10 protein-coding genes are annotated in these 13,087 nt (G+C 30.0%); 5 read left to right on the forward strand and 5 right to left on the reverse strand.

Going from position 1 to position 13,087, the window contains the following annotated elements; genetic code table 11:
• The first annotated feature begins 6 nt into the window (after positions 1–6).
• A complete protein-coding gene (locus HALO113_RS05975) occupies positions 7–1,389 on the forward strand; it encodes a TolC family protein (protein ID WP_159778156.1) in 1,383 nt (460 codons plus the stop codon).
• Between the two features lie 55 nt (positions 1,390–1,444).
• Here HALO113_RS05975 and HALO113_RS05980 read toward each other — a convergent pair whose 3' ends face one another.
• Positions 1,445–1,789, reverse strand: a complete 345-nt coding sequence (locus tag HALO113_RS05980; RefSeq protein WP_159778157.1) for an RNA-binding protein — start codon at positions 1,787–1,789, stop codon at positions 1,445–1,447.
• Positions 1,790–1,904: 115 nt separating this feature from the next.
• Positions 1,905–3,182, reverse strand: a complete 1,278-nt coding sequence (locus HALO113_RS05985) for an acetyl-CoA hydrolase/transferase family protein (protein WP_159778158.1) — start codon at positions 3,180–3,182, stop codon at positions 1,905–1,907.
• A gap of 250 nt (positions 3,183–3,432) precedes the next feature.
• Here HALO113_RS05985 and map point away from each other — a divergent pair, with 250 nt between their 5' ends.
• From map to HALO113_RS06005, 4 genes are read left to right on the forward strand one after another with little or no spacing between them, the layout of a single operon-like run.
• Complete coding sequence (gene map, locus HALO113_RS05990; protein WP_159778159.1) at positions 3,433–4,251, forward strand: type I methionyl aminopeptidase; 819 nt, start codon at positions 3,433–3,435, stop codon at positions 4,249–4,251.
• A 46-nt stretch (positions 4,252–4,297) separates the two neighbouring features.
• Entirely contained in the window at positions 4,298–5,086 is a 789-nt protein-coding gene (locus tag HALO113_RS05995) for a DUF3667 domain-containing protein (RefSeq protein ID WP_159778160.1), read from the forward strand.
• Complete coding sequence (locus tag HALO113_RS06000) at positions 5,083–5,853, forward strand: class I SAM-dependent methyltransferase (protein WP_159778161.1); 771 nt, start codon at positions 5,083–5,085, stop codon at positions 5,851–5,853. The genes HALO113_RS05995 and HALO113_RS06000 overlap by 4 nt, the downstream gene beginning before the upstream one ends.
• A 6-nt stretch (positions 5,854–5,859) precedes the next feature.
• Complete coding sequence (locus HALO113_RS06005) at positions 5,860–8,787, forward strand: DEAD/DEAH box helicase (RefSeq protein WP_159778162.1); 2,928 nt, start codon at positions 5,860–5,862, stop codon at positions 8,785–8,787.
• Positions 8,788–8,826: 39 nt separating this feature from the next.
• On the opposite strand, the gene HALO113_RS06010 is transcribed toward HALO113_RS06005, so the two are convergent.
• From HALO113_RS06010 to HALO113_RS06020, 3 genes are all read right to left on the reverse strand, one after another.
• A complete protein-coding gene (locus HALO113_RS06010) occupies positions 8,827–11,631 on the reverse strand; it encodes a pitrilysin family protein (RefSeq protein WP_159778163.1) in 2,805 nt (934 codons plus the stop codon).
• A gap of 61 nt (positions 11,632–11,692) precedes the next feature.
• Positions 11,693–12,727, reverse strand: coding sequence for an FAD:protein FMN transferase (locus tag HALO113_RS06015; protein ID WP_159778164.1), 1,035 nt, complete (start codon positions 12,725–12,727; stop codon positions 11,693–11,695).
• Positions 12,705–13,070 (reverse strand): Na(+)-translocating NADH-quinone reductase subunit F, encoded by a 366-nt coding sequence (locus HALO113_RS06020; RefSeq protein WP_159778165.1) that lies wholly within the window; start codon positions 13,068–13,070, stop codon positions 12,705–12,707. Before HALO113_RS06020 ends, HALO113_RS06015 begins: the two co-directional genes overlap by 23 nt.
• Positions 13,071–13,087 lie beyond the last annotated feature (17 nt).

The raw sequence follows: 13,087 nt of genomic DNA on the forward strand, positions 1-13,087 counted from the left end.
TTTCGTATGAAAGCAAAAATTTGTATTCTTTTCTGGTTTTTAAGTAGTTTTATCGTAGCTCAAGAACCTTCACGAGAATTTACATTCGATGAATTTCTAGGTCATGTAAAAAAAAATCATCCTTTAGTAAAACAAGCCAATTTAAAAATAGCTGAAGCTCAAATTAAATTACTAAAAGCGAGAGGTGGTTTTGACCCAAAAATTGAAGCAGATTATAGTGAGAAACAATATACTGATAAAAATTATTATTCTATTTTTAACGGAAGTTTTAAAATTCCAACTTGGTACGGTATAGAAATTAAAGCCGCTTTTGATAACAATGAAGGTATTTATTTAAATCCAGAAAATACGGTACCAAATACAGGTTTAACATCTTTAGGTATTACTATCCCAGTAGGACAAGGGCTTTGGATAAATGAACGAATGGCCGATTTAAGAAAAGCAAAACTGTATCAAAAATTAAACAAAGCTGAAAGAGATATTGAAACTACTAATGCCATTTATGAAGCTGCATTGCGCTACATAAATTGGAAAAAAAGTTATAATGAAAGAGAACTTTATGCTACCTATCTTGAAAATGCAGAAAAAAGATACCAAGGAGTTATCAAATTAATAGAACAAGGAGACAAAGCAGGAATAGACAGCATAGAAGCAGGCATAACAGTTAAAACAAGAAAATTAAATCTTGAAAATGCTCAATTAAAATTAATTAAAAGTAAACTAGAATTATCTAATTATTTATGGACAGATGATGGTGTTCCTTTAGAGATAGATGATTCTTTATTTCCTGATAGTAAACTAGAAAATACTATTTTAATATCATTACAGATTGATGATTTTAACACATCAAACATTGAAAATCACCCAAAAATCAATGCTTTAGAATCTAAAATAGCTGTTTTACAAGTGGAAAGAAAATTTTATGCTAACCATTTGCTCCCTAAGTTGAATGTAAGTTATAATTATCTTTCTGAACCCAGTAATTTTGAAGACTATCGATTTGAAGATTACAAGATAGGTGTACAATTTTCATTTCCATTATTTTTAAGAAAAGAAAGAGCCAATTTAAAATTTGCCAAACTTAAAATTCGAGATGCAGAGTTAGGTTTAGATTTTGAAAGGGAAAGTCTAAAAAATAAAATTGCGTATCAAAAACAAGAGATACAATCATTTAAAAGACAACGCGACTGGAACAATCAATTAGTTTTCGATTTTAGCACTATGCTTGAAGCTGAAGAACGTTTATTTCAAATGGGTGAAAGTTCGATTTTTTTAATTAATTCTAGAGAAAATAAATTGGTAAGTACCCAGCTAGAAAATATAGGTTTAGAAAATGCTTTTTTAGAAGCTTCATTAGGTTTGTATAAAATTATAGCGAGACCAGAATAAAAAAATAAAAATCCCGATTGAATCGGGATTTTATTTTTTATAACACTACAGATAATTAGTAACGACCACCTCTATTGTTATCTCTGTTAGAAAAGTTTCCTCTTCCTCCCCCACCATTTCCACTACGGTTGAAAGGTTTTCTTTCTCTATCACCTTGTGGTTTTGGTTCAGATTTGTTTACTACGATAGTTCTGCCTTCTACAGTACCACCATTTAATTCGTCGATAGCTTTTTGAGCTTCCGCGTCATTTGGCATTTCTACGAATCCAAATCCTTTACTTCTTCCAGTAAATTTATCAGAGATAATCTTAACTGAATCAACAGTTCCATACTCTTCAAAAAAACCTCTTAAATCTGCTTCCTCAATACTATAAGGAAGACTTCCTACAAAAATGTTCATAAATAAATAATATATTATCACAAATGTACTCTTTTAATGAATACAAAAAATTTTTATTTCATTTATTTTCAAATATTTAGGCAAAAATATTTTTTTTGCAAGACAAACTATTGAATTACAAACTATTTACTAAATCAAAATAGGCTTTCTCTATCCACTCTTGATGTATTGGATGTGCTATTTTAACCAACTCTTTAACTCTTTGCTTCAAAGACTTACCATATAAATCGGCTATTCCATTTTCTGTAATTACATAATGTATATGTGATCTTGTAGTTACCACACCTGCCCCCTGCTTTAAATAAGGAACAATTCTACTTTCTCCATTTTTAGTAATAGAAGGCAGCGCAATAATTGCCTTACCCCCTTCACTTAAAGAAGCTCCTCTAATAAAATCCATTTGTCCTCCTACTCCCGAATACATTTTGGCCCCAATTGAATCAGCACATACTTGTCCAGTTACATCCACTTCTATGGCTGAATTAATAGCTACCATTTTTGGGTTCTTACGAATGCGAGCCGTATCATTAACAATTGAAGATTCTTTCATCTCTATAAAAGGATTATCATTTACAAAATCATACAACCGTTTAGAACCAATTAAAAAAGTAGCCAAAGCCCTTCCTTTAAAAATACCTTTATAATTACAATTAATTACATCTCTTTCGATTAAATCAATTACTCCGTCAGAAAACATTTCAGTATGCAATCCTAAGTTTTTATGATGCGTTAATTTTGATAAAGCGGCATTAGGTATAGATCCAATACCCATTTGCAAAGTGCTTTTATCATCAATTAATGATGCAATATAGGATCCTATTTTTTCCTCTGCTTCTGTAAACGGTGCAACTTCATGCGCATAAATGGGTAAATCTACATCTACTAAATAATCAATTTCAGAAATATGCATGATGCCATCACCAAATGTTCTTGGCATATTTGGATTTACTTGAGCGATAACGGTTTTTGCATTTTCTATTGCAGCAATTGAAGCCTCTACTGAAACCCCTAAAGAGCAATATCCATGCAGATCAGGTGGAGAAACCTGAATAAAAACAACATCTAACTTTAAGACATTTTTTCTAAAAAGCAACGGTAATTCACTTAAAAATACGGGTGTATAAGAACCATTTCCTGCTTTTAATGTATGACGTACATTTTTACCTAAAAAAAATGAATTTACATGAAAACTAGCAGCCAATTCTGGATTAGCATATGGAGCTTCCCCTTCTGTATGTAAATGACAAACTTCTACGTTTTTAAGTTCATCTGCTCTTTCAGACAATGCTTTTGTTAAAACTGTGGGCGTTGCTGCTGCCGCTTGAACATATATTCTATCTTCTGATTTTATAATTTTTACAGCTTCTGATGCTGATACATACTTACTACTCATACCTTTAATTTTATTGTACAAAACTACTATCTTATACTTCTTTAAAATATGATTTTTCTCATCTTTATTATTAAAAATAGTCTATGCAAAACACAATTTGCCTAGCCCAGATAGTAGCGACATCCTTTTTGTTTTCCTATACAATTTTTGTTTTAAGTATAAGGAAAAACAAAAAGATATAGCGGATAGCTGGAAATAGCTTCTAAAAACCATTTAAAATTGTATTTTTGCTTTTTAGAATTGCACTATTATGATTGTTATAAAAACAAAAGAAGAAATTGAGTTAATGCGTGAAAGCGCACTATTAGTTTCTAAAACATTAGGATTAATTGCGAAAGAAATTAAACCCGGAGTAACTACGTTATATTTAGATAAAATTGCAGAAGAATATATTAGAGATCATGGTGCTGAACCTGCATTTTTAGGCATGTATGGTTTCCCTAATTCGCTTTGCATGAGTCCTAATACTCAGGTAGTACATGGAATTCCAAACGATATCCCTTTACAAGAAGGAGATATTATTTCTGTAGATTGTGGAGCTTACAAAAATGGGTTTTATGGTGATCATGCCTATACTTTTGAAGTAGGTGAAGTGGATGCAGCAACTAAAAAATTACTTCAAGTAACAAAAGAATCGCTATATGAAGGTATTCGTGCCACAAAAGTAGGTAATCGAGTAGAAGACATTGGTTTTGCTATTCAACAATACTGTGAATCGCATGGTTATGGTGTGGTTCGTGAATTATGTGGTCATGGTTTAGGAAAAAAAATGCATGAAGACCCTGAAGTTCCAAATTATGGTAAACGTGGAAGAGGTAAAAAATTAGTTAACGGAATGGTTATTGCCATTGAACCGATGATTAACATGGGTACCAAAAACATTATTCAACATAGAGACGGTTGGACCATTACTACTGCTGATGGAAAGCCTAGTGCTCATTTTGAACACGATGTTGCTATTGTTGATGGGAAGCCAGAATTACTATCTACCTTTGCTTATATTTATGATGCTTTAGGAATTATAAGTAATGAAGAGGAAGGTTTAAGACAAAAAACACTTGTACTATAATTTCACATACAAATAAAACCTTAGTTTCTCTTATAAAATCTAAACAATGAACTGTAAAACATGTGAAAACCCATTAGAGGATCAGGATAAATTTTGCTCTAAATGTGGGGCAAAAATTGTTCATGATCGATTGTCTTTCAAAGGCACTATGGAGGAATTTGTAGGTCCTTTCTTAAGTTGGGACAACAATTTTTGGAGAACATTTATTGGTTTATTTGTTAATCCAAAAGATGTCTTAGAAGCATATATTTCAGGTGCAAGAAAGAAATATTTTCAACCTTTTTCATATATCATTTTGTATGCAACTATAGCTGTATTCTTTTATAAATTTTTCCCGTTAGAAATTATAACCGATTATTCTGAAAGCTTTTCAAGTAGTCTCAATCAGACAAGTACTGTTGCAGCCACGCCAAAATTAGATATGAAAGCATATGTGGAAACGCTAATGAGTTATTACAATTTCTTTGTTTTGCTGTTAATTCCTGTTTATGCGTTAACTAGTTATGTAATTTTCTACAAAAAAAGACACAATTTCTTTGAACATCTAGTTTTTAATAGTTATTTACAAACCAATTTAGGCTTTATTTCTCTTGTTTTACAGGTCATTTTGGTTAATTTTTTAGAGATGAAATTTGGAACCTACTCATTTTTATTTCTGTTTTTATTTCTATTTTTCACTTTATATGCTTTTAGAAAATTATATCTTCTAACATTTAAGCAAATTTTTATTTACAGTATAAAATATTTACTTATGTTCATAGGATTATATTTAGTCATAATTATCATTTTTTCTATAATATTTGGAATTATATACGCCCTAACACTAATGAAATGAAAAAGATTTTCAAATTTATTCTCAACACCATTCCCCGACCTATTCTTATTAGATTGAGTATTGTTGTGAGACCTATTATTGCTTTCCTATTAAGAGGAAATAAATTTACTGATCCTATAGATGGAAAAAGCTTTTCCATGTTTCTTCCTTATGGTTATGGCACCCAAAGAAACAATGTTTTATCTCCTAGTACTTTGTCTTTAGAAAGACATCGTTTGCTTTGGTTATACCTTCAAAACGAAACCAACTTCTTTACTTCTAAAGAAAAATTAGATGTTTTACATTTTGCACCAGAACAAGAGTTTTACAAACGATTTAAGAAGCAAAAAAACATCAATTATACAACTACCGATTTGCTTTCTCCTTTAGCAGATGTAAAAGCAGATATTTGTAATTTACCTTTCGAAGACAATCAATATGATATCATTTTTTGCAATCATGTTTTAGAACACATTCCAGACGACACTAAAGCCATGCAAGAATTATATCGTGTTTTAAAACCGGGTGGAATGGGTATCTTTCAGATTCCTCAAGATTTATCTAGAGCTACTACTTTTTCTGATGACAGCATAACCGATCCAAAAGAAAGAGCCAAAATTTTCGGTCAATATGATCATGTAAGAGTTTATGGACGTGATTATTTTGATAAATTAAGAACTATTGGTTTCCAAGTAAAAGAAGTAGATTACACCCAAAAGCTTTCTAATGATTTAGTAGAAAAATACTGTTTAGCCAAAGGAGAAATTATTCCAGTTTGCTTTAAATAATTAGATATGCCCATTTTAAAAGAGACAAATCATGCTTTAGTATTTGATTTATCTTATCATACTATTTTAGAAACCTATTTACCTTCAGCTTACATTGTGGAGCAAAATGAAGACATATTGTCTTATGTTATAAAAATAGCTAATTCTAAAACCATAGCAGAATCACAAATTGACTTAGACAGTAATGAACAACAACTATTAGACATTTGTGACAAACTATCCGCAAAACAGTTACTTACTAAATACAAGATTAAAAATAAAGAAGCTAAAAGTTTGGAATTCCTTTTAAGTGATTCGAAAATGAAAAAATTAGTTTCTCATTTTATCGATTTTTCCATGGAACGTTTTTTTAAATGCATCGCTCCTACTACAATTCCATTAAGTATTGATTTAAATAAAAAAGATGTTTTTAACAAACAACAAGTGGTATTTAGCCCAAATACATTAGAGCCTAAATTTTATTTTTCAAAAACTTCGGAACATCTCATATATCGATTGAGTATATTATGTGAAGGAAATGAATTCTTTCCTTACGAGAAAGAGATAAAAATTGTATTAAATGAGCCTTCATGGATCACTTTTAATAGTAAGATATACCATATACAACACATTAATGGAAACAAATTAAAGCCTTTTTTACAAAAGAAAGAAGTAATTATTCCTAATAAAAACAGTATTGAGTACTTTAATAAATTCATTAAAAATGTCATAAAAAAAGTTCCTATTGAAGCGGATGGATTTAAGGTAATAAAAGACACCTCTTGTAAAGGCTGTATTATAAAACCGAGTTTATCTATAATTCATAAAATATATCTCTTAGACGTTTTTTTTATATATGAGGATCATACTTTCTCGATTACAGATGAAAAAAACACCCATATTAGTTTAAATTACAACGATAATAATGAGTTTACTGTTCTTCAAACTGTACGAAATAAAAAACAAGAAGCTGAGATTATCAAAAATCTGGAAACCAACGGATTATTCTTTTTAAATTCTAAGCTTGCTTCTTTTACTAATGCTATTCATGACGTTTCAGAATATTACAACATAACCGAATTGATTGCAAAACACGATGAGATTGAAAATTCAAATACCACTATCGATTGGAAAATAAATGGTAAGATAATTAATACCCAACATTTCAAAATATCTTCTCATTTTATAGAAAATAAAGATTGGTTTGATATTGAAATGACTATTGAAATAGGCTCACATACCTTTCCTTTCACCGCAATCATTCCCCATTTAAGAACTGGAAATCGTTTGTATCAATTACCAGATGAAACATTTTTTATATTACCTGAGGAATGGTTTAGTAAATATAAATCTTTAGTAAATTTTGGAAAAACCGACAACAATAAAATCCAAATTCAGAAAAACCAATTTACGTTATTAGAAGAAACAGGCATTGCAACAGAAAACAATTCCTTCAACAAAGAGATTATTCCTTTCAAATCTACTGGAAATTTAAAAGCTACACTAAGAAATTACCAAATAGAAGGTGTTAATTGGTTGGTTAAAAATTACCAATTAGGCTTAGGTTCTTGTTTAGCAGATGATATGGGTTTAGGAAAAACCATTCAAACCTTAGCTTATTTGGATTTTGTTTTTACCCAATTTGAAGATGATTTTTTTATAACTCAAGAAATTGAAGATTCTTTCGATTTATTTAGTACTACAAATCAAAATAAAGAAAAAAAATTAAAAGCATTAGTAGTTGCTCCTAGTTCGTTAACTTATAATTGGTTTAATGAAACGAAAAAATTTGCTCCTCATTTTACCCGATTGAATTATACTGGTTTAGACCGAAAATTGAAACGCAAAAAGCTAGACAAAGTAGATTTGGTCTTTACTTCTTATGGTTTATTACTCAAAGATATAAATCTACTTAAAACGCTATCTTTTCATTTTTTAATTATTGATGAAAGCCAGCAAATAAAAAATAGGAATTCTAAAATTTACAAAGCAATTAATACCATAAATGCCTCTCATAAAATTTCATTAAGTGGAACCCCTATTGAAAACTCCTTAAGTGATTTATGGAGTCAGATGCAATTTATAAATCCTAATCTATTAAACAGCTTTACTTTTTTTGATGCTCACTTTAAAAAAGCAATTGAAAAACAGCATGATGAACAAAAAATTAAAGAGTTAAAATCATTGATAAATCCTTATTTATTAAGGAGAACCAAAATGGAAGTAGCTCAAGATTTACCAGAAATTTCGGAACAAATTTTCTATTCTGAAATGAGTGAAGAACAAGCTAAATTGTATGACAATGAAAAGTCGATTATTAGAAATTATTTAATTGACAAGAAAATAAATGCATTGGAAACCAAACAAAATTCTAAAATTTCCATTCTCAATGCCTTGTCAAAACTAAGACAATTAGCTAATCATCCGATATTAATTGATGAAGATATCCCGTCAGGAAAATTTCTAGATGTTACCGCCTATTTAGAAACATTGGTACAAGCTAAACAAAAAACATTACTATTTAGTTCTTATACTTCTCATTTAAAAATCTATACCGATTGGTGTGACAAACATAAAATTAGCTATTGCTTATTAACAGGAAACACAAACTTAAAAGACAGAGAAAAGCAAGTTGGTTCTTTTCAAGAAGACGATTCGAAATTACTTTTCTTTATTTCTTTAAAAGCAGGTGGAACAGGTTTAAATCTAACAAAAGCCTCTTATGTACTTCTTTTGGATCCTTGGTGGAATCCTTTTGCAGAATTACAAGCCATAGGAAGAGCACATCGGATTGGGCAAAAAAATCAAGTGAATGTGGTTCGTTTTATTGCAAAAGATACCATTGAAGAAAAAATAAATCAATTGCAACAAAGTAAAAAAGAAATTTCAGACTCTATTATTGAAAATACAATTCCAGAAGAAATTTTTAATAATATCAATTATATATTAGAATAAAGAAATCCCACTAGTAAGTGGGATTTTTGTTGTTTAATTTTATTCTTCTGGCATCAATATGGCAATTACTTTGTCTTTTGTAAGGTATTTTTTTGCAACTGCCTGAATTTCTTTTGCTGTTATTTTAGAAACCTGATCTACATAATTTAACATCTCTTCAGGATTACTTCCGTTTACTTGAGCTTTTGTTAAATTGGTCATCCAAAATCTATTCTCTTTAATCTTTTCTTTATAATCTAATTTTTCAGTTTCTTTAAATTTATCTACGTCCTTTTGCTCTGGACCATTTTCTATAATTTTATTCAATTCTCTTAATGCAGAAGCTGTTAGTGTTTCAGCATTTTCTGGTCCACAAGGAAAATTAATTGAAAAATTATAATTCCCATAAGGCACTTTATTCATCGAACCTCTTGCACCTACACCATATACACCACTTTCATTTTCTCTAAGTTCTTCTACTAGTTTAATAGTTAAAACATCTCCTAAAGCTTTTAAAGCAAAAGCTTCTTCACTATCATATTTACAATCACCATAGAACATAATATTAACTGTACTTTTAGGATCTTTACCTTTATTTATAATTTTTTTATGTTCTCCTTTCAACATTCTATATCCTAAATCGACCATTTTTTCTTTTTCTTTTGAAGAAGGTAGAGAGGCTAAATATAATTCAGAAAAGGCTTCCATTTTAGCATCATCTACATTTCCAATAAAGTAAAAAGTAAAATCAGCAGCATTTGCAAAACGCTCTTTATAAATTTTATATGCTAAATCATAATCTGCATTGTCATAATCTTCTGGCTTAGGAAAACCTTTATATCGAGGATTTTCTTTATTTAAATAGCTATATAATTCATTTGAAAAATAAGTTGACGGTTGCGACAACAAATTGCTCATAAATCCTTTTTGTTTTGCAACATAACCATTAAACGCTTCTCTATCTTTATTTAAATCAGTAAAGTATGCGTGAATCATTTGCATGAGATATTCAAAATCTTTAGGTGTAGATGAACCGTTCATCCCTTCTGAAGTTGAGCTTACGTAAGGACTTACTCTTGCTATTTTTCCAGTCATAAACTTATTAATATCATTTTTATTCATTCCAGAAAAACCAGCTTCACTTAATCCACTCATAGCAAGAGATGATTTCATATAATCATCGTTAGAGACTAAATTTGTACCTCCAAAACTCATAGCTTGAAACTGTATTTCATCATTCTTGAAATCGGTTTTCTTGTACACAACTGTCGCTCCATTTGATAAAGTAAGAGTTGTGATATCTAATTTATCATTTTTTTCAGTTTTGACAATTTTCCCTTTCGCAGGGGTAGTTTTTAATAAGCTTGTTGCAATTTCAGTCTCTTTATAAGGTTGTAAAATAGTTTCATCAACTTTAATAGCTTTTAACACCTCATTTTCAGTAGGTAACACCAAACCGTCTTTTTCCGGACCTGTTAAAATAACTACTCTATTTTCATCTTGAATGTAAGTTGCAATTAAATTATTCGTTTCATTCAATGAAATTGTTGGCAACAATTTTTTCATTGTGGTAAAAGTCCATTCGATACTTGGAACAGGTTCTTGATCAAGGAAATTACGTTGTAATTCATTAACAAATCGATCCGATTCTGTTTTATCTCTTTCATTATATTGTCTTTCTATTTGATTTAAAAATTCAGCTTTGGCTCTTTCCAATTCACCTTCTGTGAATCCAAATTTTTTCACTCTTTCATTCTCTTCTACTAAAACTTTTAAAGCATCTAATTGTTTATCTTGTGCTACCATTGCAAAAGATTGAAAAGCTTCTTTAGTACGAGCCCAAGTGCCACCATGATAAGTGTAACCAAAAGTAAAAGGTGGTGTAGGGGAATTTTGTTTTTCTTCTAATCTGTTATTTAACATAGTAGTAAATAATCCTTCCACTAATTCCTCCCTAAAATCTTTAATTGTTACCGTTTTTTTTGGTTCGGATTTGTCTTTATACAACAATTGCACTTGGGTAAAAGCCGCTTCTTTATCGCTTTCAATCGCTACAAATGTTTCTTTATGATTAGGTACATCAAAAACTTTTCTAGGCTTTTCGTTTTTTGGATTTTTATAATTAGAAAAATGGTCTTTAATCTTTTGCTCCATCTCCGCTACATCAATATCACCAACAACCACTACACTCATCAAATTAGGACGATACCAATCTTTGTAGAAAGAAGTTAATTTATCATAAGTGAAATTTTCAAGAATTTCTTTTTGACCGATAGGCAAACGCTTAGCATACTGAGAATTATACATCATTTTAGGAATAAAACGGTCTTCCATTCTTTTGTCTGCTCCTAATCCTAATCTATATTCTTCTAAAACCACACCTCTTTCTTTATCAATTTCTTCAGGAGTAAGTGTTGTATTAAATGCCCAATCTTCAATAATTTGAAATCCTTTTTCTACTTTTTCTTTATCATCTGACGGAATTGGCAAAAAATAAACCGTCTCATCGAAACTAGTATATGCATTAAGGTGTTGACCAAATTTAACCCCAATACTTTGAAGATAGTCAACTAATTTATTTTTTGGAAAACGTTTCGTACCATTGAAACACATGTGTTCCATAAAATGAGCTAATCCTTGTTGTTCATCTGTTTCAAGAATAGAGCCTGCATTAACCATTAATCGTAAAACTACCTTATTTTCAGGTTTACTGTTTTTCTTAATATAATAGGTTAATCCGTTTTTTAATTTCCCCATTTTTACAGAAGGATCCATAGGTATAGGGCTGTCCATTTTTAATTCTTGAGCAACTAAAAAAGTTGGAGTTGCAAGCAAGAAACAAAGCAATTGTTTAATTTTTTTCATGAAGTTATATTTTTTCAAATCTAAAATATAACTGCAAATAGCGAAAATTATTATCAATAAATTAACTTTTCTTAAAAATTAAACTTGCAAAATTTTCCGAGTAAAAGCGTTGCATCTTATTTTCTTTATCCACATATAACAACATTACTTTCAATTCCTTATGTTCTTTCAATATAATTTCAATTTGCTCTATAGACATAAGCATAAAAGCTGTAGCATAGCCATCTGCCTCAATACATGTAGGAGCTAATACAGTAGCACTTAAAATAGCGTTTTTTTCATTTTTCCCTGTTTTTGGGTTAACAATATGTACAAACTTTTCACCCGTAACAGAGTCAACAATCACTTTACGGTAATTTCCAGAAGTTGCCATACCAAGATCTTTTATAGCAATAGTTTCAATTAATTTTCTTTCGTCTGGTTTTTGTAAAGGATCATCAATACCTACCACCCATTTTTTATTATCAATACTATTCTCACCCATAGAAAGCAACTCTCCTCCTATTTCAATAATTCCATTAGAAATACCTTTCTTTTTAAGAAAATTAGCAACAACATCTACAGAGTAACCTTGAGCAATGGCATTAAAATCAAAATACGTTTGAGCATATTTTTTGGAAACCGTGTAATTGGGTTCTAATTTAACTTTATCGAATCCCACATATTGCAAAAGACTGTCAATCTCTTTTTGGGAAAGGCTTTTGTGCTTTTTATTAGGCCCAAATCCGTAAGCATTAATCAAAACCCCTATTGTTGGGTCAAATAATCCTTCCGTTTCATTATAAATATCTCTTGAGGTCTTAAAAGTATCCACAAATAGCTTATCGACAATTACAGTTGAATCCCCAGCATTAATTTTACTGATTTTGGAGTCATTTCTATAAGTAGATAATGACAAATCAAATGCAGTCAATAAAGAGTCAATTTCATTTTTATGAACTAATTCTTCTTTAGCAATATATTTAATACTATATGTACTACCTTGAGCTTCTCCTTGTATATAGAAAAATTGATTTGTAACTGCTTCTTTTTTATCTTGGCAAGAAATAAAAATAAAAAAAAATAAAAAAAAACTATAAAAGGGTTTGATATCCATTGTAATTAATTATATAATCAGAGTTTCTGTATACTGGTTTTTCAAAATCGTCTGCGTTAGCTATACCCACACCTGCAAACAATACTTTTGCATTTTTGGCTTTCGCATGATTAATAAAAGTTTCTATAAATAAAACATTCGGTTCATCAGGGTTAATTGGATAGGGAACTGCTTGAACCATTACAAAATGAAGGGTATTGGTTTTCTTATCAACACAAACAAATTGTGGGTGTTTTTTTAATTGACTATTAATAGCTATAAATTCAAAACCATTTATTTCTAAGTCTTTCCCTACATGGCTCATTGCAATTTGATGCAATTCTTGTTCAGTTAATTCTTCCATATTACAAAAGTACGAAT

This window comes from Flavobacterium sp. 9AF (genome assembly GCF_902506265.1).
In the GTDB taxonomy this organism is placed as follows: domain Bacteria; phylum Bacteroidota; class Bacteroidia; order Flavobacteriales; family Flavobacteriaceae; genus Flavobacterium.

Bases quoted from the DNA above. Each gene is read 5' to 3' on its own strand.
- HALO113_RS05975 (WP_159778156.1), top strand. From the start codon at position 7: ATGAAAGCAAAAATTTGTATTCTTTTCTGGTTTTTAAGTAGTTTTATC.
- HALO113_RS05980 (WP_159778157.1), bottom strand. From the start codon at position 1,789: ATGAACATTTTTGTAGGAAGTCTTCCTTATAGTATTGAGGAAGCAGAT.
- HALO113_RS05985 (WP_159778158.1), bottom strand. From the start codon at position 3,182: ATGAGTAGTAAGTATGTATCAGCATCAGAAGCTGTAAAAATTATAAAA.
- map (WP_159778159.1), top strand. From the start codon at position 3,433: ATGATTGTTATAAAAACAAAAGAAGAAATTGAGTTAATGCGTGAAAGC.
- HALO113_RS05995 (WP_159778160.1), top strand. From the start codon at position 4,298: ATGAACTGTAAAACATGTGAAAACCCATTAGAGGATCAGGATAAATTT.
- HALO113_RS06000 (WP_159778161.1), top strand. From the start codon at position 5,083: ATGAAAAAGATTTTCAAATTTATTCTCAACACCATTCCCCGACCTATT.
- HALO113_RS06005 (WP_159778162.1), top strand. From the start codon at position 5,860: ATGCCCATTTTAAAAGAGACAAATCATGCTTTAGTATTTGATTTATCT.
- HALO113_RS06010 (WP_159778163.1), bottom strand. From the start codon at position 11,631: ATGAAAAAAATTAAACAATTGCTTTGTTTCTTGCTTGCAACTCCAACT.
- HALO113_RS06015 (WP_159778164.1), bottom strand. From the start codon at position 12,727: ATGGATATCAAACCCTTTTATAGTTTTTTTTTATTTTTTTTTATTTTT.
- HALO113_RS06020 (WP_159778165.1), bottom strand. From the start codon at position 13,070: ATGGAAGAATTAACTGAACAAGAATTGCATCAAATTGCAATGAGCCAT.